Here is a 26,019-nt window from a genome sequence, read left to right on the forward strand (position 1 = left end):
CTGGCCGCGCAATGGCACGTCAACCTGCTCGACGTGCAGGGCACCGGCCCGCGCGGCCGCATCGTGCGCCGCGACGTCGAGGCCGCGCGCGACCGCGCCCCCCTTGCCGCCGCGCCCCAGTCCAGCCGCGCCGCCGGCCGCCGCGTGCCGCATTCCGGCATGCGCCGCGCCATCGCCCGCCGCCTGACCGAAAGCAAGCAGCAGGTGCCGCACTTCTACCTGACGGTGGACTGCCGCATGGACGCGCTGCTGGCCCTGCGCGCCCAGGCCAACCAGGGCGGCGCGGTCAAGCTGTCGGTCAATGACTTCATCGTGCGCGCCGCCGCGCTGGCGCTGCGCGAGGTGCCCGAGGTCAACGCCAGCTGGCACGACGATGCCATTGAATTCCACGCCGGCGCCGACATCAGCGTCGCCGTGGCCACCGACGGCGGCCTGGTCACGCCCATCGTGCGCGACGCCGACGTCAAGCCGCTGTCCGCCATCGCTGCCGAGATCGTCGAGCTGGCCGGCCGCGCCAAGGTCAATCGCCTGAAGCCCGAGGAATTCACCGGCGGCTCGCTGACGGTCAGCAACCTCGGCATGTACGGCATCAAGCAGTTCGCCGCCATCATCAACCCGCCGCAGGCCGCGATCCTGGCGGTGGGTGCGGCCGAGCGCCGCCCGGTGGTGGACGACAACGGCGACCTGAAGGCCGCCACCGTCATGACCGTGACGCTGTCGGCCGACCACCGCGTGGTGGACGGCGCCGTCGGCGCGCGCTGGCTGGCCGCCTTCCGCGCGCTGATCGAAGCCCCCGTGCGCATCCTGCTGTGAGCCCCGCCATGACCAAGACTTCGTTTGACCTGGTGGTGGTGGGCGGCGGCCCCGGCGGCTACGTGGCCGCCATCCGCGCGGCCCAGCTGGGCCTGTCGACCGCGCTGGTGGAACGCGCCGAACTCGGCGGCATCTGCCTGAACTGGGGCTGCATCCCGACCAAGGCGCTGCTGCACAGCGCCACCGTGCTGCGCGCCTGCCGCGAGGCCGACCAGTACGGCGTGACCGGCGCCGGCGCGGCCCAGCCCGACCTGGCCGCGATGGTGGCGCGCTCGCGCAAGGTCGCCGGCCGTCTGGGCCAGGGCGTCACGCACCTGATGAAGAAAAACGGCGTGACGGTGTTCGCCGCCAGCGCCCGGCTGGCCGGCGGCGGCCGCGTCGCGCTCGACAACGGCGCCACGCTGTCGGCGCGCCACATCATCCTGGCCACCGGCGCGCGGGCGCGCGAGCTGCCGGCGCTGCCGGTGGGCGAACGCGTCTGGACCTATCGCCAGGCGCTGACGCCGCCGGCGCTGCCCAAGTCGCTGCTGGTGGTGGGCGCGGGCGCGATCGGCGCCGAGTTCGCCAGCTTCTACCGTGCGGTCGGCGCGGAAGTGACGCTGATCGACATGACCGCCGAGATCCTGCCGCAGGAAGACGCCGAGATCTCCGCGCTGGCGCGCAAGGCGTTCGAAAAGCAAGGCATCCGCGTGCTGACGCAGTGCGCGGTCAAGTCGTCCAGCCTGACGGCCACCGGCGTCAAGGCCGTGCTGGAGCAACAGGGCAAGCAGATCGAGCTGGAGGTCGAGCGCGTCATCGTCGCGGCCGGCATCGTCGGCAACGTCGAGAACCTGGGCCTGGAGCAGACCCGCGTGAAGGTGGAGAAGACCCACATCGTCACGGATGGCCTGGGCCGCACGGCGGAACCGGGCGTCTACGCCATCGGCGACGTGGCCGGCGCGCCGTGGCTGGCGCACAAGGCCAGCCACGAGGCGGTGCTGTGCGTGGAGGCCATTGCCGGCCTGCCGGCGCACGCGCTCGATCCGCTGCGCATTCCGGCGTGCACCTATTCGCATCCGCAGGTCGCCAGCATCGGCATGACCGAGGCCCGCGCGCGCGAACACGCCAAGGCGACGGGCGGCGAGATCCGCGTCGGCAGGTTCACCTTCGTCGGCAACGGCAAGGCCATCGCCATGGGCGAGGACCAGGGGCTGGTGAAGACCGTGTTCGACGCCAAGACCGGCGAGCTGCTGGGCGCGCACATCATCCACCCGGAGGCGTCCGAGCTGATCGCCGGCTACGGCGTGGCGGCGGCGCTGGAAGCCACCGAGGAAGACCTGATGCACAGCGTGTTCGCGCATCCGACGCTGTCGGAGACGCTGCACGAATCGGTGCTGGCGGCCTTCGGCCGGGCGCTGCACGGCTAAGGCCCGTGGCAACGCGCCAGGCGTCTCGCGCGGACCGTCATCGGCCGCGCGGGGCGCCCCGCTTCACAAGCGGCTGGCGAAGAAATCCAGGAAGCAGGCGATGCGCCGCGATAGCTGCGTATTGCGGTAGTACACCGCGTGCATCGGCTGCAGGTAGTCGGTGTGCAGGTCTTCCATGATGCGCACCAACCGCCCTTCGATCAGATCGTCGCGCGACACGAAGTCCGACAGGCAGGCGATGCCCACGCCGCGCAGCGCCAGGTGGCGCTGGGTCTCGCCGCTGGACGTGGCCAGCGTGGGCGTGGCCAGATAGGTCGAGCCGCCCGCGTGGCGCAGCGGCCAGACGTTCAGGCTTTCCGGCTGGGTGAAGCCCAGCAGTTCGTGCCCGGCAAGATCCTCGACGGTGCGCGGCACGCCGCGCCGCGCCAGGTACTCGGGGCTGGCCATCAGCCAGCGCGGACGCGGCCGCATCGGCCGCGCATGCAGCGTGGAATCGTTCAACGGCCCCATGCGCAGGGCCACGTCGGTGCGGTGCTCGATCAGGTCGACGATGCGATCGTTGCTGGTCAGCTCCAGCGAGATGGCCGGATACTCCCGGCGGAAGTCGGCCACATGCGGCACCACGCAATGCAGCATCACCGGCACCGAGGCGTCGACGCGCAGACGGCCGGCCGGCTGCTGGTTGACGATGCGCATGCATTCCTCGGCTTCTTCCAGCGACTGCACGATCTGGCGCGCCTTCGGCAGGAAATGCGCGCCCTCGGCGGTCAGTTCCATGCGCCGCGTGGTGCGATTCAGCAGCGTCACGCCCAGGTCTTCCTCCAGGCGCGACAGGCCTCGGCTGACGCCCGAGGCGGTCTGGCCCAGCATCTCGGCGGCGGCGCTCATCGAACCGGCGTCGACCACGCCCAGGAACAACCGCAGGGCTTCGGAATTGAGCGCCATTTTTGACTCCGGATCACAAGTAGCGGAATTTTATAGCGCGCTGCTGACGCAATGTCGCGGTGGCCCGGCCGATGACAGGGTTATCCGCCAAACGCGCGGGCAGCAATTCCGAGCCGGCATGAGGTGGCAAAAAGGACAGCGGCGAGGGTTGCTGCGCGCTGCCGCCAGCGCAGCGCACGCCAAAAAAAAGCGGCGCACGCGGCGCCGCTTTTTCACTGCATCGACCGCCGGCCGATCAACGCTTCTGCTTGAGCTGCGACAGATCGCGCACCGCGCCGCGGTCGGCCGAGGTAGCCAGCGCCGCGTAGGCCTGCAGGGCCTGCGACACCACGCGCTCGCGGCCCACCGGCAACCAGCCGCCATCGGCGCGCGCGTTCATCGCGGCGCGGCGGCGGGCCAGTTCCTCGTCGGACACGGCCAGGTGCATCTTGCGGTTGGGGATGTCGATCTCGATGGTGTCGCCGTCTTCCACCAGCCCGATGGTGCCGCCCTCGGCCGCTTCGGGCGAGGCGTGGCCGATCACCAGGCCCGACGAGCCGCCCGAGAAGCGGCCATCGGTGAACAGCGCGCAGGTCTTGCCCAGGCCCTTGGACTTCAGGTAGGACGTGGGATACAGCATTTCCTGCATGCCGGGGCCGCCCTTGGGGCCTTCGTAGCGGATCACCACCACGTCGCCCGGCACGACCTTGTCGCCCAGGATGCCTTCGACGGCGTCGTCCTGGCTTTCGAACACGCGCGCGCGGCCGGTGAAGACCCACTGCGATTCATCCACGCCGGCAGTCTTGACGATGCAGCCCTTCTCGGCCAGGTTGCCGTACAGCACGGCCAGGCCGCCGTCCTTGGAGTAGGCATTTTCCTTGCTGCGGATGCAGCCAGTCTTGCGATCGGTGTCCAGCGTCAGGAAGGTCGCGTCCTGGCTGAAGGCCACGGTGGTGGGAATGCCGCCGGGCGCGGCGCGATAGAACTTCTGCGCCGCTTCGCCGGCGCCGCCGGCCACGTCCCATTGCGCGATGGCGTTGCCCAGCGTGCCGCTGTGCACGTTGCCGCAGGACAGGTCGAGCAGGTCGGCGCGCGCCAGTTCGCCCAGGATGCCGAGGATGCCGCCGGCGCGGTGCACGTCTTCGATGTGGTACTTATCGGTGGCCGGCGCGGCCTTGCACAGGCACGGCACCTTGCGCGAGATGCGGTCGATGTCGGCCATGGTGAAGTCGACGCCGGCTTCCTGCGCGGCGGCCAGCAGGTGCAGCACGGTGTTGGTGGAACCGCCCATGGCCACGTCCAGCGCCATGGCGTTCTGGAACGCGCTCTTGGTGGCGATGTTGCGCGGCAGGACCGATTCGTCTTCCTCGACGTAGTAGCGGCGGCACAGGTCCACCACCAGGCGGCCGGCCTGCTCGAACAGCCCCTTGCGCCAGGCGTGCGTGGCGACGATGGTGCCGTTGCCCGGCAGCGCCAGGCCGATGGCCTCGGTCAGGCAGTTCATCGAGTTGGCGGTGAACATGCCGGAACAGGAGCCGCAGGTCGGACACGCGCTGCGTTCGACTTCGGCGACATCGGCATCCGACACGTTGGGATCGGCGGCCTTGATCATGGCGTCGATCAGGTCGATCTTGGCGATCACCTTGCCGTCGGTCGGCGACTTGACCTTGCCGGCTTCCATCGGACCGCCGGACACGAACACCACCGGAATGTTCAGGCGCATCGCGGCCATCAGCATCCCCGGGGTGATCTTGTCGCAGTTCGAGATGCAGACCATGGCGTCGGCGCAGTGCGCGTTGACCATGTATTCGACCGAGTCGGCGATCAGTTCGCGCGACGGCAGCGAATACAGCATGCCGCCGTGGCCCATGGCGATGCCGTCATCGACCGCAATGGTGTTGAATTCCTTGGCGACGCCGCCGGCGGCCTCGATTTCCTTGGCGACCAACGCGCCCAGGTCGCGCAGGTGCACGTGGCCCGGCACGAACTGCGTGAACGAGTTGACCACCGCGATGATCGGCTTGCCGAAGTCTCCGTCCTTCATGCCGGTGGCGCGCCACAGGGCGCGGGCGCCGGCCATGTTGCGGCCGTGGGTCGAGGTGCGGGAACGGTAGTGCGGCATGATCTTGTCTCAGGCGATTAGCGTGGGCGGCAAAACGGTAAATAATACGCTGGTTCCGGCCGCCAGCGGCCGCAGGCCGCCCCGAGGCCGCGCCGCGGCCATCAGGCGGACGCCGTGCCGCGCGCGGCGAAGGCGCTGGGCGGCTCGCCCAAGGCCTTGCGGAACATGGCCGCGAACGCGCTGGGACTGTCGTAGCCCAGATCCAGGGCCACATCCAGCACCCGCTCGCCGCGCGCCAGCCGCTCCATCGCCGCCAGCAGCCGCGCCTGCTGGCGCCAGCGGCCGAAGGTCATGCCGGTGTGGCGCAGAAACAGGCGGTGCACCGTCTTGGGATCCACCCCCAATTCCCGCGCCCAGTCGGCCGCGCCCGCCTGGCGCTCGGGGTGGCGCACGATGGCGCGGCAGATGCGCGCCAGGCGCGGCTCGGACGGCTGCGGCAGGTGCAGCGGCAGCACCGGCTCCTGTTTCAGCTCGTCCAGCAGCAGCATCATCAGACGGCCGTCGCGGGTGCCGGGCTGCCAGTCCAGCGGCACCTCGGCGGCCGCCACCATCAGCTCGCGCAACAGCGGCGAGATCGACAGCACGCAACATTCGGTAGGCAGGTGCGCCGCCGCGCCCGGCTCGACGAACACCGTGCGCATGCGCGGTTCGCCGCTCATGCGGATGGCGTGCGAGACCCAGGCCGGCACCCATACGCCGCGCGTGGGCGGCACCACCCAGATACCGGCGTCGGTATCCACCACCATCACGCCCGAGATCGCGTACACCAGTTGCGAGCGGCGATGGCGGTGGCGACGCACGCGATGTCCGTCCTCGTAGTCCACCGCCAGGGCCGCCACCGGGCGCAGCGAGGACTCGTACGGAAACAGGTCCAGATCGGCGGGCTTGCGCGATCGGGAGGCAACGGGCGATTTCGGTTTGTCCATTTCTCGATGATTCATGTCCAACCGGCGGTAGACGGTCTTTTCCAGTGTACCTATCCTGCCCGCCATCCCGTCGATTTCCCTGTCGTCCGCGTTCCGATCATGCCTCTCGCCTGCCATTGCCCCGCCGCCCGCTGCGCCGCCATGCGCGGCCGGCGCGCGCGCATGGCCGGGAAATCGGACGCCCTCACAGCCGCGCGCGCGGTCCCGGACACCTGGCGCCTTTGCGCCAACGCGCGCCCCGCCGCGCCGCGCCGGCGCCTTTTCGCCCATATCCGCCTCGTCCCGAGCTGCCGCGCCCTCCGCGCCCACGCCGCGGCCGCCGTCCTGCCGACGCTACGACTAGCGCGCGGTTGCCGGGCCTTGCGCCCCGTGGCCGCCCGGCAGCCCCGGGCCCTCTGACGGGCCCGTCCGCCACCTCCCTTGCCCGACCGCCGCCGCAGACCGGCGGCCCCAGACGCCGCGCGCCGCGCGGCCGGAGGTTTTCATGCTCGACCATCCCCAACACAAATACCGCCCCGTCCAGCCCTTTTCCCGCGACTACGCCGAACGCCAATGGCCCGCGCGCCGCCCGAGCGCGCCGCCGATCTGGATGAGCACCGACATGCGCGACGGCAACCAGGCGCTGATCGAGCCCATGGACGCGGCGCGCAAGCTGCGCTTTTTCGAGCAATTGGTGGCCGTGGGCCTGAAAGAGATCGAAGTCGCGTTCCCCTCGGCCTCCGACACCGACTTCAACTTCGTGCGCAAGCTGATCGAGGAAAACCGCATTCCCGACGACGTCACCATCGAGGTCCTGACCCAGTCGCGGCCCGACCTGATCGAACGCACGTTCGAATCACTGCGCGGCGCGCGCCGCGCCATCGTGCACCTGTACAACCCGATCGCGCCGCAATGGCGCCGCATCGTGTTCGGCATGAGCCGCGCCGAGATCAAGGAGATCGCGCTGGCCGGCACGCGCCAGATCCGCGCCCTGGCGGACGCGCGTCCGGAAACGGAGTGGATCTACGAGTACTCCCCCGAGACCTTCAGCCTGGCCGAGCTGGACTTCGCGCTGGAGGTCTGCGACGCCGTCAGCGCGATCTGGCGCCCGACGCCGGCAAACAGGATGATCATCAACCTGCCGTCGACGGTGGAATGCACCACCGCCAACGTCTATGCCGACCAGATCGAATGGATGCACCGCCGCCTGGCGCGGCGCGACAGCATCGTGCTGAGCGTGCATCCGCACAACGACCGCGGCACCGCCGTGGCCTCGGCGGAACTGGCGGTGCTGGCCGGCGCCGACCGCGTCGAAGGCTGCCTGTTCGGCAACGGCGAGCGCACGGGCAACGTCGACCTGGTGACGCTGGCGCTGAACCTGGACCGGCAGGGCATCGCCAGCGGCCTGGATTTCACCGACATGGCGGCCGTGCGCGACTGCGTCCAGGCCTGCAACCAATTGCCGGTGGACGTGTTCCACCCCTACGCGTTCACGTCCGCAACGCCAGCAGCGCTTCCTGCAGGTGCCGCAGCCCCCGGCTGAGCGGCTTGTCGCGCCGCACCACCACGGCCAGCGTGCGCGCCAGGCGCGGCGTCAGGGAACGCACCGCCAGGCTGGCGCGCTGGCCCGCGCCGCTGACCGCCAGCCGCGGCAGCACCGCGCACGCCAGGCCGGCCGCCACGATTTCCTTCATGGCCTCGGTGCTGCCCAGCTCCATCACCGGCTTGGCCGCCACCCCTGCCGCGTCGAACCAGTCATCCACCAGGCCACGGGTGCGCGCGCCCGGCTCGAACAGCACCAGCGGCAACGCCGCCAACGCCTGCGGCGTCACGGCGTCCGGCATTCCCAGCGGGCCGCGCGCCGGGAAGATCGCCACGAACTCGTCTTCCAGCACGGGCGTGGCCTCGATCATGCGGCCGGGCGCGGGCAGCGTCACCAGGCCGATGTCGAGCGTGTTGTTCTCCAGGCCGCGCAGCATGTCGGCGGTATTGCCGGTGCTGGCCACCACGTCCAGCGCCGGAAAGCGCCGCCGCAGGCCGGCCAGCAGCGGCGGCAGCAGATAGGTGCAGGCGGTGGCGCCGGTGCCCAGGCGCACCCGCCCGGTCACTTGCGAAGCATGCGCCGTCATGGCCTGCTCGGCCCGCGCCAGCGCGGTGTCGATGGCGCGGATGTGGGTCAGCAGTTCCAGCCCGGCGGCGGTGGGCCCGGCGCGGCGGCCGACCCGCTCGACCAGCTTCAGGCCGAAGCGGCGCTCGAGCTGGCGCACCTGCAGGCTGACGGCGGGCTGGGTGATGCCGCCGCGTTCGGCGGCGGCCGAGAAACTGCCCAGTTCGATCACCTGCGCAAAGGTGCGCAGGGCGTCCAGATTGAGTCCGCGCATGGCATTCCGCCCCCGCCTAATCCAAAGTTTTACTTATGAAAAGCATAATAGACCAAAGCTTTATTTATGCATGGGCTTGCGCCACACTGGCGGCTGGTTTTTCACCCCTCCGTTACTTCCCTCCGCGAACCCGCCATGCCGCAACCCGCCGCCCCCACCATCCTGATCCGCGACAGCGTGGATGCCGATCTGCCCGCCATCAAGGCCATCTACGCGCACCATGTGGAGCACGGCACCGCGTCGTTCGAACTGGAACCGCCATCAATCCACGAGATGCGCCAGCGACGCGCCGGGGTGCTGGAAAAAGACATGCCCTACCTGGTGGCCGAGATCAACGGCGAAGTGGTGGGCTACGCCTACGTCACCCCCTACCGCCCGCGCCCGGCCTACCGCCACACGGTCGAGGATTCGGTCTACGTCAAGGCCGGCCGCGCCGGCCTGGGCATCGGCGGCAGGCTGCTGGCCAGCCTGGTCGAACGCTGCACCGCGGCCGGCTGGCGCCAGATGCTGGCGGTGGTGGGCGACAGCCGCAATGCCGCCTCGCTGGCGGTGCATGCGCGCCAGGGCTTTCACCCGGTGGGCACGCTGCGTTCGGTGGGCCATAAGCATGGCGAATGGCGTGACACCGTGCTGATGCAGCGCGCCTTGGGCGAGGGCGACAGCACGCCGCCGCAACGCCCATGATCCCGCCGCGCGCGGTGGTCTGCCTGGGGCTGACGCAACTGGTCGGCTGGGGCGTCACCTTCTACCTGATCGGCGCGCTGGGGCCGGACATGGCCGCCGACCTGGGCTGGGACCCGGCCACCCTCTACGGCGGCTTCTCCTGCGCCATCGTGGTCATGGCGCTGGTGTCGCCGCTGGCCGGCCGCGCGGTCGACCGATGGGGCGGACATCGGGTCATGCCCGCCGGCGCCACGCTGGCGGCGGCGGGCTGCGTCGCGCTGGCCGCCGCGCACGGCCTGCCTGCCTATTTCGCCGCCTGGACGCTGCTCGGTGTGGGCATGCGGCTATGTCTGTACGACGCCGCATTCGCCTCGCTGGCGCGCGCCGCCGGCCCCACGGCGCGGCGGCCGATGTCGCAGATCACGCTGTTCGGCGGGCTCGCATCGACCGTCATGTGGCCGGTGGGCCATGCGCTGTCGGGCTGGCTGGGCTGGCGCGGCGCCGTGCTGGCCTACGGGGCGCTGGCATTGGCGACCGTGCCCCTCTACCTGGCGCTGCCGCGCGCACGCTACGCCGCGCCGGTCCAGGCCGCCGGCCAGGGTGGCGCGGGCCTGACGCGCAACGCATCCGAGCGGCGCCTGGCCGGCCTGCTGTACGCGGTGATCGCCATGCTCACCAATTTCCTGGCGGCCGGCAATGCCGCCCACCTGATCCCGCTACTGGCGGGCCTGGGGCTGACCAAGGCGCTGGCGGTCAATGTCGCCGCGTTGTGGGGCGTGGGCCAGTTCGCCTCGCGGCTGGCCGACGTCGCGCTGGGGTCGCGCCTGCATCCCTTGACCCTGACCCTGGCGGTGGCCGCCCTGATGCCGCTGGGTTTCGTGCTGGCGCTGCTGTCCGGTGGTCACCTCGTCGCCTTGGCCGCCTACGCCTTGCTCTACGGCGCCTGCAATGGCCTGCTGACCATCGCGCGCGGCACGCTGCCGCTGGCGTTGTTCGACTTCCGCAGCTATGGCGCACTGGTCGGCGCCCTGCTGATCCCCAGCTTCCTGTTGACCGCCGCCGCGCCCGTGGCCTACGCCTACGTGGTCGAACGGCACGGGTCGCACGCCGCGATGGGCATATCGGCGGGACTGGCTACCGCCATCCTGGTCGCGGCGCTGGCGTTGCGATGGCACTTCATCGCCCGGACGCGGGGCTGAAAGGCGCGCCGCCGTCACGCAGCGCCGGCCGGCGCCGGGTGTTCGCGGCCTCGCGCCATGTCGACGCGGCGCCAGCGCTGCTCGGCGAGCGCGGCGGCCAGTTCATCGCCCGTGCCGGGCCGGAAAAACAGGAAGCCCTGCAGCAGGTCGCAACCGGCTTCGCGCGCGGCGCGGCAATGCGCCTCGGTCTCGATGCCCTGGGCCACGGTGACGATGTCCAGGTCGCGCGCCAGCTGACAGATCGAGGTCATCACCTTCTGCGCCTCCGCCTGGCGCGCGGCGCTCCAGACGATGGACTTGTCCAGCTTCAAGCCGGTCAGGGGCAGCGTCGACAACCATTCGAGGTTGTTGTAGCCCTTGCCAAAATCATCCAGCCAGACCTGGATGCCTCGACCGGTGAAAGCTTCCAGCGTTGAACGGATATCGGCGGATCCCGCGTGCAGGGCCGCTTCTTCGGTGAGCTCGATGCGGATGTCGCCCGACGCCAGGCCGCACGCGGCGATACCGCGCAGGACTGTGCCGACGACATCGCGGCGCGCAAAGCTCTGCGGCGAGATATTGAGATTCACCGCCAGCGCCGCCCCTTGCGCCGCCTGCCGCCAGCGCGCCTGGTCACGGGCAATGGTCTGCAGGCTCCAGCTGATGAGGGCCTGCGCCGCCTCGGGGGCGGCTGCTTCGCGCAACAAGCCATCGATGCCCATCGTCTCGCCCCCGGCCGCACGCCATCGCAACAGCGCTTCGGCGCCGACGATTTCCAGATCCGCGGCGGTGACGATAGGCTGGTAGTGGAACCGCAGGCGGTCGCCCTGGATCGCGGCCAGCAGCGGCGACACGGCGCCTTCCTTGCGGATCACCGTGGGTTCGTGGCTCGCGCCGCTGCCATCCTGGACCAGCGTGGCCGAGAACGCATAGCCCTTGCCGCGCAGGCTGCGTATTGGAATGGCCATGCCGGCGGCAACGCCCTTGCGCTTGAGGCGGCTGATGACCAGGTCCAGCGCGCGGCCATTGCCGGCAATGTCGAGGCCGGCGGCGGCGAAGCCCGCGCGGCGGATGACGCGCTCGGGATGGTCGTGCATGCCCTTGAGCACCGCGCGTTCCATGGGCGTGAGATTGACGGCCGCCCCGCCGGGCGAGACCAGCGTCCATTCGTTGTCGCACAGCCGCCAGCTTTGTTCCGCCGCGGCGGGCTCGGCCGCCACGTCCGGCCGGCGCGGCGTGGAGGCCACGGGCGGCTGGCACAAGGTCAGCTTGCGCTGCGCCGACTGGATCGCCGCCGCCACTTCGCTGTAGCTGATGTTCGCGTCATAGCAACTATCCGCGCCGGCCAGCAGTGCGTTGATCCGCATCGCGGGGCTTTCGATGTGGCGGATGGCGATGATGGTCGAGTGGGCGAAGCGCGCGCGCAGTTGGCCGATCGTGATGTCCAGGTCGCGCGGCAGGCACAGATGCACCTGGATTTCCCCGGCATGGCGCGCCGGCGCCGGTTCCTGGAGCGATACGGGATTCAGGACGAAACCGATCTGCTGGAGCGAATCGGAGATGCCCTGCTTGGCGAATTCGTTATCGAAAATAAGGATGATGCGCGACCGATTCATGATGATTGAGCCCTGGATAAATACGCATTCCATCGAACGGTATTGAAATGTTTTTTTTCATCTCCATACCTGGAACAGGGTCGCAAAAAAAGGGCGCTCAATCCTTCCTGGTGCCGCGTAAAGTCGAAAATCATTGAATTCTATTCATTTAAAAATGAATGGAATTCAATATATCGAAATAAAATTCGCCGATGAGTGAAACGTAGCGACATGCGCGCGGCTACGGTGCCGGCGCAATCCGACGCTATTGCGGCGCGAGCCGGCAACGCGCCGCGGCGGGCCGCCGGGCGCTTTCCGAAGCGGGGGTCGTTGTAGGAGGGGTGTCGCGGGCGGTCGGCTCAAGCCGCGCCCTGAGCCTGCCATTTGTCCCAGCCGGCGCGGCGCAGCTTGCAGGCCGGGCATTCGCCGCAGCCATAGCCCCAGGCATGGCGCGCGCCGCGCTCGCCCAGGTAACAGGTGTGGCTTTCCTCGACGATGGTCTCGACCAAAGCGTCGCCGCCCAACTGCTTTGCCAGCGCCCAGGTTTCCGACTTGTCGATCCACATCAGCGGCGTCTCGATGGTGACGCGGCTGCCCAGCCCCAACCCCAGCGCCACCTGCTGCGCCTTGATGGTGTCGTCGCGGCAATCGGGATAGCCCGAGAAATCGGTTTCGCACATGCCGCCCACCAGCACGTCCAGTTGGCGCCGGTAGCCCAGGGCGGCGGCCAGCGTCAGGAACAGCAGGTTGCGTCCCGGCACGAAGGTGTTGGGCAGGCCGTTTTCCTGCATCTCGATGGCGCGGTCGCTGGTCATGGCCGTGTCGCCCACCTGGCCCAGCACCTTCAGGTCCAGCAGATGGTCTTCGCCCAGGCGCGGCGCCCATTGCGGAAAGCGCGCGCGGATCTCGCGCAGCACATTCAGGCGCGCATCCAGCTCGATGCGGTGGCGCTGGCCATAGTCGAACGCCACGGTCTCCACATGGGCATAGCGGTCCAGCGCCCAGGCCAGGCAGGTGGTGGAATCCTGTCCGCCCGAAAACAGCACGAGCGCGCGACGTTGGTGGTTCAGCATAAAAGGGGGGTTCTGCAAAGACTAAGGGATAGAGCCAGACTTTACCGCAGCCAGCCGTCTTTCCCGTAAGGAAGCCTGCGTAAAATCGGTGACGTTTTCGTTTGTGGTTCACCCGTAGCGCGCATCACCCCACCCTCCCCTTTTCCAGCAGCCCGACGGATCTCCCGCCCGATGAATGCCAGCCGCCCGCAGTCCGATTCAGCAGAACCCTTGCGTCACGATATCCGGCTGTTAGGCCGATTGCTGGGCGAAGTCATCGCCGAATGCGAAGGCAAGCGCGTCTTCGACACCATCGAGACCCTGCGCCGCACCGCCGTCAAATTCCGCCGCGAAGGCAACGCCGCCGACGGCAAGCTGCTGGAGCAGCGCGTCAAGCACCTGCAGGGCAGCGACCCCAACTCGGTGGCGCGCGCCTTCAGCTACTTCCTGCACCTGTCCAACATCGCCGAGGACCGCGACCAGAACCGCAGCCAGCGCGCCCGCGCCCTGGCCGGCGATGCGCCCGCGCGCGGCAGCCTGCGCGACGCGGTGCAGACCCTGGGCCGCCATGGCGTGACGCCCGCGCGCATCCGCCGCCTGCTGGCCGACGCCTGCGTCATGCCGGTGCTGACCGCCCACCCCACCGAAGTGCAGCGCAAGAGCACGCTGGACGTGCATCGCGAGATCGCGGCCGCGCTGGTCCAGCGCGACAACCCGCTGACGCCGGAAGAACTGGCCGAACTCGACGCCGCATTGCTCGGCCGCGTGGCCACGCTGTGGCAGACCCGCATGCTGCGCTACACCCGCCTGACGGTGGCCGACGAGATCGAGAACGCGCTGTCGTACTACCGCAGCACCTTCCTGCAGGTCATCCCGCGCGTCTACGGCGACCTGTCCAAGCTGCTCAACCGCGACGCCAAGCCGTTCGGCGCGCCCCCGCCGCCGCTGGAGCCGTTCCTGCGCATGGGCAGCTGGATCGGCGGCGACCGCGACGGCAACCCGAACGTGGATGCCGGCACGCTGGAGCGCGCGCTGCTGCGCCAGGCCACCGTGCTGTTCGAGCACTACCTGCAGGAAGTGCACGCGCTGGGCGCCGAGCTGTCCATCACCACGCTGCTGATCGCGGTCGACCCGGCCTTGCTGGCGCTGGCCGAGCACAGCGGCGACGACTCGCCGCATCGCAGCGACGAGCCCTACCGGCGCGCGCTGGTCGGCGTCTACGCGCGCCTGGCCGCCACCGCGCTGCGCCTGACCGGACAGGACCTGGCGCGCCGCAGCACCGTCGCGGCACAACCCTACGGCACGCCGCAGGAACTGTCGGCGGACCTGGCCGTCATCGCGGCGTCGCTGTCCGCGCACCATGGCGCGCCCATCGGCAAGTTGCGCCTGGCGGGGCTGCAACAAGCGGTCGAGGTCTTCGGCTTCCATCTCGCCACGGTCGACCTGCGGCAGAGCTCAGACGTGCACGAGCGCGCGCTGGCCGAGCTGTTCAGCCGCGCCGGCGCCACCCGTGACGGCCAGCCGCTGGACTACCTGGCGCTGGACGAAGACGCGCGCGTGGCCCTGCTGCGCGCCGAACTGGCGCAGGCGCGGCCGCTGGCCTCGCCCTGGATCGCCTACAGCGAAGACACCACGCGCGAACTGGCGGTGCTGCGCGCGGCCGCCGCCGGCCGCCAGCGCTATGGCAAGCAGGCCGTGCGCCAGACCATCGTCTCGCACACCGAAACGCTCAGCGACCTGCTGGAAGTGATGGTGCTGCAAAAGGAAGCGGGCCTGATCGCGCCCGCCGGCCAGGACATCCCGCCGGAAGACGGCCTCATGGTGGTGCCGCTGTTCGAGACCATCCCCGACCTGCAGCGCGGCGCCGACATCATGGCCGCCTGGCTCGACCTGCCCGAGATCCGCGAGCGCGTGAAGCGCGCCCAGAATGGCGCCCAGGAAGTCATGCTGGGCTACTCGGACAGCAACAAGGACGGCGGCTTTCTCACCTCCAACTGGTCGCTCTACCAGGCCGAACGCGCGCTGGTGGACGTCTTCTCCAGCCGCCACGTGCGCCTGCGCCTGTTCCATGGCCGCGGCGGCTCGGTGGGCCGGGGCGGCGGCTCCAGCTTTGACGCCATCCTGGCGCAGCCGCCGGGCACGGTGGCCGGCCAGATCCGCCTGACCGAACAGGGCGAAGTCATCCAGAGCAAATACAAGGACGCCGAGGTCGGCCGCTGGCACCTGGAGCTGCTGGTCGCCGCCACGCTCGAATCCAGCCTGGCGCCGCGCGCCGAGGCCACCAGCGCGGAAGACGCGCACATGGCGCAGCACGGCCCGGCCATGTCGTTCATGTCCGAGACCGCGCAGCGCAGCTACCGCGGCCTGGTGTATGACACGCCGCGCTTTGCCGAATACTTCTTCGCCGCCACCCCCATCGCCGAGATCGCCGGGCTGAACATCGGCTCGCGCCCCGCCTCGCGCAAGAAGGGCCAGCGCATCGAAGACCTGCGCGCCATTCCCTGGGGCTTTTCCTGGGCCCAATGCCGCCTGATGCTGACCGGCTGGTACGGCATGGGCTCGGCCATCGAGGCCTATCTGGAGACCGGCGCGCCGGGAGCGCCGCGCTCGCGGCGCGGCCGCCTGGCGCAACTGCGCGAGATGGCGCGGGACTGGCCGGCCTTCCGCACCCTGCTGTCCAACATGGAGATGGTGCTGACCAAGTCCGACCTGGCCATCGCCGCGCGCTATGCGCAGCTGGTGCCGCAGCGCGCGCTGCGCGAGAAGATCTTCGGCATGATCAGCGCTGAACACGCCCGCACCCTGGCCATGCTCAAGCTGCTGACCCGGCGCGAGCTGCTGGCCGACAACCCCGCGCTGCAGGCCTCGCTGCGCGAGCGCTTCGCTTACATCGACCCGCTCAACTACCTGCAGGTCGACCTGATCCGCCGCCACCGCGCCGCGCAGAAGTCGCCCGCCGCCGAGGCCGACGAACGCGTGCAACGCGCGATCCACCTGACCATCAACGGCATCGCCGCCGGGTTGCGCAACTCGGGGTGAGGCAACAGGGCAACGCCGCGCCCGGGCTTCGGGCTCCGGCGCGCGCTTTGCCCCCATTCCATCGATTCGACCCTCCACGCAGAACGCGACGCGGCCTCGGCAGGCCGCCTTGCGCACGCTCCGCACTGTCCACCTGACGAACGCCCCAAAACGGCCATTTGTCCACCCCCGGCAACTTTTAGTACTATCTTCGTCAGAAATTCTATATACGCACAAATGTTCGCATATAGAACACAACGATTTTTCTGGCCCGCGCACAGGAAGACACCGACGGAAGAGACAGATCGCAGTTCCCTGGTTCCGCCTGTGCCGCCCGCCGCGCGCGCCCCGTAAGGCAAGCGAACCCTCATGGATACTCCCCTGCAGAACCTGGCCGTCATCGGCGCCGGCGCCATGGGCAGCGGCATCGCCGCGCTCTTCGCCTCGAAGGGATTGGACGTGGTCCTGGTCGACCCGATGGAAGGCGCCCTGGATCGCGCCCGCGCCGTCATCGAACGCCAGTTGAATGTCTACGCCCCCGGCCAGGTCGACGCCGTGATGCAACGCATCCGCATGGCGCCCGGCCTGGACGCGGCCGCCGCCTGTGACCTCGTCATCGAGGCGGTGCCCGAGAACCTGGAACTCAAGCGCGGCCTGTTCGCCCAGCTCGACACGCTGTGCAAGCCCGAAGCGATCTTCGCCACCAACACCTCGGGCCTGTCGATCAACGCCATCGCCAGTGCTGTCACGCGCCGCGACCGCTTCGTCGGCACGCACTTCTTCACCCCCGCCGACGTCATCCCGCTGGTCGAAGTGGTGCGCAACGACGCCACCTCGGAAGACACCGTGGCGCGCGTCATGGCGACGCTGCGCCTGGGCGGCAAGCGCCCGGTGCTGGTGCGCCAGGACATCCCCGGCTTCATCGCCAACCGCATCCAGCACGCCCTGGCGCGCGAAGCCATCTCGCTGCTGGAAAAGGGCGTGGCCAGCGCCGAGGACATCGACGAAGTGGTCAAGTGGAGCCTGGGCATCCGCCTGGCGCTGTCGGGTCCGCTGGAACAGCGCGACATGAACGGCATCGACGTCCACTACGCCATCGCCAGCTATCTCTACAAAGACCTGGAAAACCGCACCGAGCCGTCCGACCTGCTCAAGAGCAAGGTGGAGAACGGCCAGCTCGGCGCCAAGAGCGGCCAGGGTTTCTACGCCTGGAGCCCCGAGCGCCGCGAACGGGTGCTGCGCGAGAAAAGCGCGGCGCTGGGCGAGCTGGCCGCGTGGCTCAACGCCAAGGCCGGCGATTCCTGACGCGGCAAGCGCAACACCGAATACCTACACCATAAGGCGCGCGGCGATCCCTCCGACGCGCCAGCGGGCCACGAGCCCAACCACACAAAGAAACCGACCGTCCCATCCGCCACGCGCCAACATCCGGCGCACGGCGGCGCAAGACACAAGAGCAATACGCCTTACCGGAGTTCGTAGGAGGCACCATGAATAAATTGGCATCTTTTTTCACTGAGCTGATGCGCAAGTATCTGCCCGATCCCTTTGTCTTCGCGATCGCGCTGACCCTGCTCACCGTGCTGCTGGCCATGGGCATCGAAGGCCAGGGCATCGGCGACGTGACCCGCGCCTGGGGCAAGGGCTTCTGGAGCCTGCTGGCCTTCACCACCCAGATGGCCGTGATCCTGGCCATGGGCTACGTGCTGGCCACCGCGCCGCTGACCGACCGCCTGCTCAACCGCATCGTCAGCCACGTGCACAAGCCGCACACCGCCATCATCGTCGCCACGCTGGTGGGCGGCATCGGCAGCTACCTGAACTGGGGCTTCGGCCTGGTCATCGGCGGCATCGTCGCCAAGAAGCTGGCGCTGAAGGTCAAGGGCGTGCACTACCCGCTGATCATCGCCGCGGCCTACAGCGGTTTCACCATGTACGGCCTGGGCCTGTCGGCCAGCATCCCCGTGCTGGTGGCCACCCCCGGCCACCCGACCGCCAAGCAGATGGGCATCATCCCGCTGACGGAAACCATCTTCTCGGTGCCGATGCTGATCACCAGCCTGGTGATCATCGTGACGCTGCCGCTGCTGAACGCCTGGCTGCATCCGAAGAAGGGCGAGAAAATCGTCGAAGTGGATCCGGCCATCGACCGCGACGCCAACGCGTCCAACGCGGCCGAAGACATGCTGGAGAAAGGCACCCTCGCCTCCAAGCTGAACAACAGCCGCATCCTCAGCCTGCTGATCGGCGCGCTCGGCGTGGCCTACGTCGCCTTCCACTTCATCGACGGCGGCTCGCTCGACCTGAACCTGATCAACTTCATCATCCTGTTCCTGGGCATCATCCTGCTGGGCACGCCGGCCGCCTACGTGGCCAAGCTGACCGAAGGCATCAAGACGATCTCCGGGATCATCCTGCAATACCCGTTCTACGCCGGCATCATGGCCATCATGGCCGCCTCGGGCCTGGTGACCACCATCTCCAAGGTGTTCGTGGATGTCGCCACCCCGGCCTCGCTGCCGTTCTGGGGCCTGATCAGCTCGTTCGTCATCAACTTCTTCGCGCCCTCGGCCGGCGGCCACTGGGTCATCCAGGGTCCGTTCATGATCGACGCCGCCCGCGAGATCGGCAGCGCGCTCAACCAGACCACCATGGCCGTGATGCTGGGCAACGCCTGGAACGACCTGGTGCAGCCCTTCTGGATCCTGCCGGCGCTGGCGCTGTCCAAGCTCAAGCTGCGCGACGTGATGGGCTATACGGTCATCATGATGCTGTGGGTCGGCGTGATCCACATCACCGCCGTGCTGGCCTGGGGCTATTTGACCCATTGAGAACCGCGGCGCCGCGCGTGGCGCCGCCATATTGACTTGCAACGGGAAACCGAGATGAGCAAACCTACCGCGTATCTGGTGACCGGCGGCAGCGCCGGGATCGGCGCCGCCATCATCCGCATGCTGCTGGATGCCGGACACAAGGTCGTCAACATCGACTACCGCCTGCCCGAGCATCCGCCGGCCGGGCTGGTGTCGTACCAGGCCGACCTGACCGACGAGGCGCGCACCAAGGAAGTGGCCGCCGAAGTGACCGCGGCCTACGACATCGTCGGCCTGGTCAACAACGCCGGCGCCACGCGTCCCGGCACCGCCGACACGGCCACCCTGGCCGACCTGGACTACGTGGTCAACCTGCATCTGCGCACCGCGCTGATCCTGGTGCAGGCCGCGTTGCCGGCGATGCGCGCGGCCGGCTTCGGCCGCATCGTCAACATGTCGTCGCGCGCCGCGCTGGGCAAGCCGGACCGCGTGGTCTATTCGGCCACCAAGGCCGGCCTGGTCGGCCTGACGCGCACGCTGGCGATGGAACTGGGCGGCGATGGCATCACCGTCAACGCCATCGGCCCCGGCCCCATCGCCACCGACCTGTTCACCAAGAGCAATCCGGCCGGCGCGCCGCAGACCGAACGCATCATCAACAGCATCGTGGTCAAGCGCCTGGGCACGCCCGAGGACGTGGCGCGCGCCGCCATGTTCTTCCTGTCGCCCGACAACGGCTTCGTCACCGGCCAGATGCTGTATGTCTGCGGCGGCACGACGCTGGGCGTCGCCCCGATCTGAGGCCGGCCGCCATGTCCGCCCGCCTGCCCGACTCCGCCCGCCCGCGCCGCCTAGCGGCGCAGCAGCGCGTGGTTGATCTGGTCGGCGGCGTGGCGCAGCGGCGGCAGGAAGGTCGCCAGCATTTCCTCGCGCGAGAAGCGGTTGGCATGGCCGCTGACGTTCATCGCGGCGATCACGCGGCCGCTGCGGTCGACGATCGGCACCGCCACGGACTGCAGGCCCGGTTCCAGTTCCTGCGCCACGCAGGCGTAGCCGTCGGCGCGCACGCCGGCCAGGATGGCCTTAAGCGCGCCGATGTCGGTCACGGTGTCCTTGGTGTAGGCCTGGATCTGGCTCATCGCCAGCACCCGGTCCAGTTCGGCCGCGGGCAGGCCCGCCAGCAGCACGCGGCCCATCGACGTCACCCAGGCCGGCAGGCGGCTGCCCACGGCCAGGTTGATGGTCATGACCTTGTGCGTCGACAGACGCAGGATGTAGACGATGTCGGCGCCTTCCAGCACCGACACCGAGCACGACTCGCGCGTCTGCTCGGCCACTTCTTCCATGTAGGGCAGCGCCAGGTTCCACAGCGGCGTGCCCGACAGGTAGGCGTAGCCCAGCTCAAGGATGCGCGGGGTCAGCGCGAACTTGCGGTCCTCGACCGTGACGTAGCCCAGGTGCTCCAGCGTCAGCAGGATGCGGCGCGCGCCGGCGCGGGTCAGGCCGGTCACGGCCGCGACCTCGGACAGCGTCATCTGGGAACGATCCGGGCCGAACGCCCGGATCACGGACAGGCCGCGCGCAAAAGATTGAACGTAGCTGTCGCTGGGTTGCTGGGTTGCTTGCTCGGCCATCCGTCTACCGCGAGAAAAAACGTTGCCGCTGCCGGCAACCCTGGACGGGGAGGATCGGGCCGCGCCGGCTTGCCTTGACGGTCGACCATCCCCATGAAACGATGTTCTTCAGAAGAACGAAAGTTCTAATTAAGAACAAATTATGACACGCCACCTATGAGCGAACACCATGATTTCTAAGCTTGTTGCAAGCGCGGCGGCCGCCCTCGCCGACGTCCCCGACGGCGCCACCGTCATGATCGGCGGCTTCGGCACCGCCGGCCAGCCCATGGAACTGATCGACGCCCTGCTCGAGCAAGGCGCCAAGGATCTGGTCATCATCAACAACAACGCCGGCAACGGCACCACCGGCCTGGCCGCCCTGCTGGGCGCCAACCGCGTGCGCAAGATCATCTGCTCGTTCCCGCGCCAGGTGGACTCGCAGATCTTCGACGGCCTGTACCGCAGCGGCAAGATCGAGCTCGAACTGGTGCCCCAGGGCAACCTGGCCGAGCGCATCCGCGCCGCCGGCGCCGGCATCGGCGCGTTCTTCTCGCCCACCGGCTACGGCACCCCGCTGGCCGACGGCAAGGAAACCCGCGAGATCAACGGCCGCCAGTACGTGCTGGAATATCCGCTGCACGCCGACTACGCGCTCATCAAGGCCGAGCGCGGCGACCGCTGGGGCAACCTGGTGTACCGCAAGACCGCGCGCAACTTCGGCCCCATCATGGCCAGCGCCGCGCGCGTGGCCGTGGCGCAGGTGCGCGAAGTCGTCGAACTGGGCGCCCTCGATCCGGAAACCGTCGTCACCCCCGGCATCTTCGTGCAGCGCGTCGTGCAGATCGACGCCGCCCAGGCCGCCAAGGAGCAGCAATGAGCACCAAACTGACCCGCGACCAGATCGCCGCCCGCGTCGCCCAGGACATCCCTGAAGGCGCCTACGTCAACCTCGGCATCGGCCTGCCGACGCTGGTGGCCAACCACCTGCCGGCCGACCGCGAAGTCATCCTGCACACCGAGAACGGCATGCTGGGCATGGGCCCGGCGCCCGCCAAGGGCGAGGAAGACTACGACCTCATCAACGCCGGCAAGCAGCCCGTCACCGAACTGCCCGGCTGCTCGTTCTTCCATCACGCCGACTCGTTCGCGATGATGCGCGGCGGCCACCTGGACATCTGCGTGCTGGGCGCCTTCCAGGTGTCGCAGCACGGCGACCTGGCCAACTGGCACACCGGCGCGCCCGACGCTATCCCCGCCGTGGGCGGCGCGATGGACCTGGCCATCGGCGCCAAGGACGTCTTCGTCATGATGGAACTGCAGACCCGCGAAGGCCAGAGCAAGCTGGTCGACGCCTGCACCTATCCGCTGACCGGCGTGCGCTGCGTGTCGCGCGTGTACACCGACGTGGCCGTGTTCGACATCCGCGCCGACGGCGTCACGGTGATCGACATGTTCGGCGAAACCACCGCCGACGAACTGCTGCGCCTGACCGGCCTGCCGCTGAAGTTTTCCAACTGATCATTCCCCCCGCGCCCCGGCAACGCCGGGGCCGATTTCCTGGAGACACCCATCATGTTGTTCATGGTTCAAATGCAGGTCAATCTGCCCGTCGACATGCCGGCGGCCCAAGCCGACAAGCTCAAGGCCGACGAAAAGGCCCTGGCGCAGCAGCTGCAACGCGACGGCAAGTGGAAGAGCCTGTGGCGCGTCGTCGGCCGCTACGCCAACGTCAGCATCTTCGACGTGCAGGACAACGACGAACTGCACGCGCTGCTGTCGTCGCTGCCGCTGTTCCCGTACATGGACATCCAGGTGACGGCGCTGGCGCGCCATCCCTCGGCCATCTGATCGGAGCCGCCCATGCCCTACATCATCGAAACCTTCGACAAGCCCGACCACCAGGCCGTGCGCCAGCAGCATCGCGCCGCTCATCTGGAATACCTGGACGCCAACAAGCATCTGCTGCTGGCCTGCGGCGCCAAGCTGCAGGATGACGGCAAGGACCTGGGCGGCGGCCTGTACATCGTCGACCTGGACACGCGCGAGGCCGCGCAGCAGTTCATCGACGCCGATCCGTTCGCCCAGGCGCAGCTGTTCCAGCGCGTGACCATCACGCGCTGGCGCAAGGCCTACGTCGACGGCACCTGCTATCTGTAATCGCCACGCGGCCGCCTCCGGGGGGCCGCGCTTTCATTCCCCGAGGATTTCCCGCATGTCTTACGCCGATCTCAGCCAGGCACGGCTGTTCTACGTCATCGATGGCCCCGCCGACGCGCCGGTGCTGGTGCTCTCCAATTCGCTGGGCACCAACGCCGACATGTGGGCGCGCCAGGTTCCCGCGCTGAGCAAGCACTTCCGCGTGCTGCGCTACGACACCCGCGGCCACGGCAAGTCCTCGGTCCCCGACGGCGAATACACGTTCGCGCAACTGGGCAACGACGTCGCCGAGCTGCTGGCGCACCTGAACATCGAACGCGCCCACTTCTGCGGCCTGTCGATGGGCGGCCCCACCGGCCTGTGGCTGGCGCTGAATCGGCCCGAGCTGATCGGCAAGCTGATCCTGTGCAATACCGCCGCGCGCATCGGCTCGGCCGAAGGCTGGAGCGCCCGCATCGCCGCCGTGGCCGAACAGACGCTGGAAAAGATGGCCCCGACCCTGGTCGAGCGCTGGCTCACCGACGGCTACCGCGCCGCCGAGCCGGGCCTGTCGCAGGTGCTGGTCGATATGCTGCGCCGCACCCCCGACGCCGGCTACTCGGGCAACTGCGCCGCGCTGCGCGACGCCGACTTCCGCGAACAGGTGTCGGCCATCAAGGCGCCGACGCTGGTCATCAGCAGCACCCACGACCTGGCCGCCACGCCCGCGCAGGGCCAGGAACTGGCCGCCGCCATCAGCGGCGCGCGCTATCTCGAACTGAACACCTCCCACATCTCCAACTGGGAACAACCGGAAGCCTTCACCCGCGCGGTGGTCGACTTCCTCGCGGAGTAAACCATGCAGCGCTGGACCCATCGGCCCGAAGGCTCCAACTGGGGCGACTTCGGACCCGACGACCAACTCGGCCGCCTCAATCTCATCACCGAAGAACAGGTCCTGAAAGGCGCGCGTGAAATCCGCGCCGGCAAGACCTTCTGCCTGTCGCTGCCGCTGGACCTGCCCGGCGGCAACGTGCTCAACCCGCGGCGCCATCCGCCGCAACTGAGCCCGACGCGCCTGGCCGACACGCCCTACCTGAACTTCCCGCTGCGCAACGTCAACCCGGACGCGGTCGACGTACTGAGCGACGACCAGGTGCTGCTGTCGATGCAGTACTCGACGCAATGGGACGCGCTGGCGCATGTCGGCGCGCTGTTCGACGCCGACGGCGACGGCAAGCCCGAGCTGCGCTACTACAACGGCTACCAGGCCGGCGTCGACGTCGTCGGCCCGGCCGACGGCGACCACACGGGCTGCGGCTGCAACAGCGGCGGCCCCTCGGCCGCGCTGAAGCTCGGCGTCGAGAACCTGGCGCAGAAAGGCATGCAGGGCCGCGGCGTGCTGCTGGACCTGGCGCGCCACTACGGCCCCGGCCGCACCCTGATCGGCCACGCCGAGATCCAGCACGTGCTGAAGACGGACGGCATCGAGATCGAGCCCGGCGACATGCTGGTGCTGCGCACCGGCTACGCCGAAGCCGTGGTCGCCATGGCCGGCAAGCCCGACGCCGAGGTGCTGCACACCTACGGCGCCGCGCTCGACGGCACCGACGCCGCGCTGCTGCAGTGGATCACCGACAGCGGCATCGCCGCCATCTGCGCCGACAACTACGCCGTGGAAGCCTATCCCGCGCGCGAGAAGACCGGTCCGCGCGCCATGCTGCCGCTGCATCACCACTGCCTGTTCAAGCTGGGCCTGCCGTTGGCCGAGCTGTGGTACCTGAAGGATCTGGCCGAGTGGCTGCATGGCAACGGCCGCCACCGCTTCATGCTGACCGCCCCGCCGCTGCGCCTGCCGCACGCGATCGGCTCGCCGGTCACGCCGATCGCCACGGTGTAGGCCACGCCTCGGGTCGCGCCGGGCGCGGCCGGGAGGCCCGCCTGGCGGGCTGGGTCGTCAACGACCGTGCCGTGATCCGGGCCCGCGGTAATCGATCAAGTCCTGCTTGCGACGCGCAGAAAAAAGCGCCGGTCCGTTCAACGGCCGGCGCTTTTCACTTACGCGGAATCCACGCCGCGTTCAGCCTTTCAGGCAGGTGCTCATGAAGGTCTTGCGCTTGTCGCCGGTCAGCTTCTGTTCGCCGGCCTTGGCGTTGCAGTCCTTCATCTTCTGCTGCTGCGGCGTCAGCTGCTTGGCGGGCGGCGGCGCCTCGCCCTTCAGGCAGGCGCTCATGTACGTCTTGCGATCATCGCCCTTCTTGCCTTCGGCCGACTTGTTGCAATCGGCCATGCGCTGCTGCTGCGGGGTCGGCGTCTTGGCTGCCGGCGTGGCGGCGGGCGCGGGGGTCTTGGCGGGTGCGGGCGCGGCGGCCGGCGTCTGGGCGTGGACGGCGCCCAGGAAACAGGCGGACAACACGATGGCCGAAGCCAATTGGCTAGTACGAGAAAGCATGAGTTCCTCCCTTGATCGCCCGCCGGCGCCATCCTGGCGCGCGCCCGGGCCGCAAGATCCGCCGGCCAAGTTGCCGGCGTGGTCATCATCGGACAAAGCCGCATGCTTCGCAAGCGTCGAAAGGACAACAAATGCTAACGCCGCCGCGATCATTCAGCTTACAGAAAGGTGGTGCCAGACCGTTCCGGCGACGGCCATTTTTCCTCCGAAAACCGTGCACCGCCCACCCGCGCCACCGCGCCGAGATTCCACCCAAATCGCCTGAAACGCCCGCAAGTTGGAGACATTCCGATGCACTTGTGGCATCCACGGCGGAATCTGCGGCTATCCCCAGCAACCTGTTACCCATTCATCCCTTTGGGCCGTTGTGCCCGGGTCGGGAAAGGTGTGAGATAGACGCATGCCCCGACACGCGACGCCAAAGACCGCGACCGGGACGCCCCGGCAGCCGGGCAACAGGAGACCGCCATGAAATCCGCCCTCGCCATCCTCGCATTGCTGGCCGGCCTGACCGGCACCGCCAACGCGCAAAGCCTGTACGGCGTCACGCTCGGCAATATCCAGGCCGTCCGCGACACCAACGAAAACCAGTCCACCATCACCGGTTTGCTCGCCAACCAGTCCAGCCGCGCCGTCAACTACGTGATGCTGACTTTCGTCCTCTACGACGAGCAGGGCCGCGAGATCGGCCGGGTGCGCGATGACGACATCGGCCCCCTAGCGCCGGGCCAGATCAAGACCATCCGCGCCATCACGCCGCTCCGATTCGCCAAGGTCACCGCCCTGGACATCCGCGCCCGATAATCCAAAAAACCCTTATCTGGATAGGGTTTAGTCAAGCCGGCGTCAGGCCAATTGTGGGAAAATTCCGCAGCCGACTCGACAAAAGGGGCTTCCACACGAAGCCCCTTGTTGCGTCTGCCGGCACGCCGGCATGCCCGGCCT

The 26,019-nt window shown here is 68.8% G+C and carries 24 protein-coding genes; 16 read left to right on the forward strand and 8 right to left on the reverse strand.

The annotated features are described in order from the left end of the window. A partial coding sequence (locus tag HV742_RS29620) for a 2-oxo acid dehydrogenase subunit E2 (protein ID WP_254601296.1) occupies positions 1-813 on the forward strand: 813 nt, incomplete at its 5' end. An 8-nt stretch (positions 814-821) separates the two neighbouring features. Beyond that, positions 822-2,219 carry a dihydrolipoyl dehydrogenase gene (gene lpdA, locus HV742_RS29625; RefSeq protein WP_175147085.1) on the forward strand — a complete coding sequence of 466 codons (1,398 nt, stop codon included), beginning with the start codon at positions 822-824 and terminating at the stop codon, positions 2,217-2,219. Positions 2,220-2,282: 63 nt separating this feature from the next. Here lpdA and HV742_RS29630 read toward each other — a convergent pair whose 3' ends face one another. From HV742_RS29630 to HV742_RS29640, 3 genes are all read right to left on the reverse strand, one after another. Next, positions 2,283-3,164: a LysR family transcriptional regulator gene (locus HV742_RS29630; RefSeq protein ID WP_059272725.1), complete on the reverse strand. Its 882-nt coding sequence runs from the start codon at positions 3,162-3,164 to the stop codon at positions 2,283-2,285. Positions 3,165-3,399: 235 nt separating this feature from the next. Beyond that, positions 3,400-5,265, reverse strand: a complete 1,866-nt coding sequence (gene ilvD, locus HV742_RS29635; RefSeq protein ID WP_059272726.1) for a dihydroxy-acid dehydratase — start codon at positions 5,263-5,265, stop codon at positions 3,400-3,402. A 101-nt stretch (positions 5,266-5,366) separates the two neighbouring features. Beyond that, positions 5,367-6,206, reverse strand: a complete 840-nt coding sequence (locus HV742_RS29640) for an AraC family transcriptional regulator (protein WP_063580372.1) — start codon at positions 6,204-6,206, stop codon at positions 5,367-5,369. Positions 6,207-6,675: 469 nt separating this feature from the next. On the opposite strand from HV742_RS29640, the gene HV742_RS29645 reads away from it, so the two are divergent. Further along, the gene (locus HV742_RS29645; RefSeq protein ID WP_175147086.1) at positions 6,676-7,713 is read left to right on the forward strand and encodes a 2-isopropylmalate synthase; all 1,038 of its coding nucleotides are present in this window, start codon (positions 6,676-6,678) and stop codon (positions 7,711-7,713) included. Here HV742_RS29645 and HV742_RS29650 read toward each other — a convergent pair. Continuing rightward, positions 7,661-8,551 (reverse strand): LysR family transcriptional regulator, encoded by an 891-nt coding sequence (locus tag HV742_RS29650; RefSeq protein ID WP_054419409.1) that lies wholly within the window; start codon positions 8,549-8,551, stop codon positions 7,661-7,663. The genes HV742_RS29645 and HV742_RS29650 overlap by 53 nt on opposite strands. 135 nt (positions 8,552-8,686) lie before the next feature. Between HV742_RS29650 and HV742_RS29655 the strand changes: the two genes are divergently transcribed. Together HV742_RS29655 and HV742_RS29660 are read left to right on the forward strand one after the other, a co-directional pair. Beyond that, positions 8,687-9,235 carry a GNAT family N-acetyltransferase gene (locus HV742_RS29655; protein ID WP_059272727.1) on the forward strand — a complete coding sequence of 183 codons (549 nt, stop codon included), beginning with the start codon at positions 8,687-8,689 and terminating at the stop codon, positions 9,233-9,235. After that, positions 9,232-10,413, forward strand: a complete 1,182-nt coding sequence (locus tag HV742_RS29660) for an MFS transporter (RefSeq protein ID WP_175147087.1) — start codon at positions 9,232-9,234, stop codon at positions 10,411-10,413. Before HV742_RS29655 ends, HV742_RS29660 begins: the two co-directional genes overlap by 4 nt. A 14-nt stretch (positions 10,414-10,427) precedes the next feature. Here HV742_RS29660 and HV742_RS29665 read toward each other — a convergent pair whose 3' ends face one another. Together HV742_RS29665 and queC are read right to left on the reverse strand one after the other, a co-directional pair. Beyond that, positions 10,428-12,008 (reverse strand): EAL domain-containing protein, encoded by a 1,581-nt coding sequence (locus HV742_RS29665; RefSeq protein WP_254601297.1) that lies wholly within the window; start codon positions 12,006-12,008, stop codon positions 10,428-10,430. A 338-nt stretch (positions 12,009-12,346) separates the two neighbouring features. Then, on the reverse strand, positions 12,347-13,060 hold the full coding sequence (gene queC / locus HV742_RS29670; RefSeq protein ID WP_049076594.1) for a 7-cyano-7-deazaguanine synthase QueC: 714 nt from the start codon (positions 13,058-13,060) through the stop codon (positions 12,347-12,349). Positions 13,061-13,231: 171 nt separating this feature from the next. On the opposite strand from queC, the gene ppc reads away from it, so the two are divergent. The 4 genes from ppc to HV742_RS29690 all read left to right on the forward strand — a co-directional run bounded on the left by ppc (position 13,232) and on the right by HV742_RS29690 (position 19,671). Beyond that, positions 13,232-16,078, forward strand: a complete 2,847-nt coding sequence (ppc, locus tag HV742_RS29675; protein WP_175147088.1) for a phosphoenolpyruvate carboxylase — start codon at positions 13,232-13,234, stop codon at positions 16,076-16,078. A gap of 348 nt (positions 16,079-16,426) precedes the next feature. Beyond that, positions 16,427-17,362: a 3-hydroxyacyl-CoA dehydrogenase family protein gene (locus tag HV742_RS29680; protein WP_175147089.1), complete on the forward strand. Its 936-nt coding sequence runs from the start codon at positions 16,427-16,429 to the stop codon at positions 17,360-17,362. A 185-nt stretch (positions 17,363-17,547) separates the two neighbouring features. Further along, the gene (locus HV742_RS29685) at positions 17,548-18,888 is read left to right on the forward strand and encodes a short-chain fatty acid transporter (RefSeq protein ID WP_049076597.1); all 1,341 of its coding nucleotides are present in this window, start codon (positions 17,548-17,550) and stop codon (positions 18,886-18,888) included. 54 nt (positions 18,889-18,942) lie between these two features. Continuing rightward, positions 18,943-19,671: an SDR family NAD(P)-dependent oxidoreductase gene (locus HV742_RS29690; RefSeq protein ID WP_006391655.1), complete on the forward strand. Its 729-nt coding sequence runs from the start codon at positions 18,943-18,945 to the stop codon at positions 19,669-19,671. Between the two features lie 50 nt (positions 19,672-19,721). Here HV742_RS29690 and HV742_RS29695 read toward each other — a convergent pair whose 3' ends face one another. Beyond that, positions 19,722-20,504 (reverse strand): IclR family transcriptional regulator, encoded by a 783-nt coding sequence (locus HV742_RS29695; protein ID WP_020926101.1) that lies wholly within the window; start codon positions 20,502-20,504, stop codon positions 19,722-19,724. 169 nt (positions 20,505-20,673) lie between these two features. Here HV742_RS29695 and HV742_RS29700 point away from each other — a divergent pair, with 169 nt between their 5' ends. From HV742_RS29700 to HV742_RS29725, 6 genes are read left to right on the forward strand one after another with little or no spacing between them, the layout of a single operon-like run. Further along, positions 20,674-21,363, forward strand: a complete 690-nt coding sequence (locus HV742_RS29700; RefSeq protein WP_024070578.1) for a 3-oxoacid CoA-transferase subunit A — start codon at positions 20,674-20,676, stop codon at positions 21,361-21,363. After that, positions 21,360-22,004, forward strand: coding sequence for a 3-oxoacid CoA-transferase subunit B (locus HV742_RS29705; protein ID WP_020926099.1), 645 nt, complete (start codon positions 21,360-21,362; stop codon positions 22,002-22,004). The genes HV742_RS29700 and HV742_RS29705 overlap by 4 nt, the downstream gene beginning before the upstream one ends. 54 nt (positions 22,005-22,058) lie before the next feature. After that, complete coding sequence (gene catC, locus HV742_RS29710; RefSeq protein ID WP_020926098.1) at positions 22,059-22,334, forward strand: muconolactone Delta-isomerase; 276 nt, start codon at positions 22,059-22,061, stop codon at positions 22,332-22,334. A 12-nt stretch (positions 22,335-22,346) separates the two neighbouring features. Next, a complete protein-coding gene (locus HV742_RS29715) occupies positions 22,347-22,643 on the forward strand; it encodes a YciI family protein (protein ID WP_006390035.1) in 297 nt (98 codons plus the stop codon). Between the two features lie 55 nt (positions 22,644-22,698). After that, entirely contained in the window at positions 22,699-23,478 is a 780-nt protein-coding gene (gene pcaD, locus HV742_RS29720) for a 3-oxoadipate enol-lactonase (protein WP_049076601.1), read from the forward strand. A 3-nt stretch (positions 23,479-23,481) separates the two neighbouring features. Further along, on the forward strand, positions 23,482-24,522 hold the full coding sequence (locus tag HV742_RS29725) for a cyclase family protein (protein WP_175147090.1): 1,041 nt from the start codon (positions 23,482-23,484) through the stop codon (positions 24,520-24,522). 180 nt (positions 24,523-24,702) lie between these two features. Here the strand turns inward: HV742_RS29725 and HV742_RS29730 are convergent, their stop codons facing one another. Next, positions 24,703-25,074: a PsiF family protein gene (locus tag HV742_RS29730; RefSeq protein ID WP_049076604.1), complete on the reverse strand. Its 372-nt coding sequence runs from the start codon at positions 25,072-25,074 to the stop codon at positions 24,703-24,705. 468 nt (positions 25,075-25,542) lie between these two features. On the opposite strand from HV742_RS29730, the gene HV742_RS29735 reads away from it, so the two are divergent. Further along, positions 25,543-25,878 (forward strand): FxLYD domain-containing protein, encoded by a 336-nt coding sequence (locus HV742_RS29735; RefSeq protein WP_175147091.1) that lies wholly within the window; start codon positions 25,543-25,545, stop codon positions 25,876-25,878. The last annotated feature ends 141 nt before the right edge of the window (positions 25,879-26,019 follow it).

The sequence above is a fragment of the Achromobacter ruhlandii genome, from assembly GCF_902859695.1.
GTDB classification, from domain to species: Bacteria; Pseudomonadota; Gammaproteobacteria; order Burkholderiales; family Burkholderiaceae_B; genus Achromobacter; species Achromobacter ruhlandii.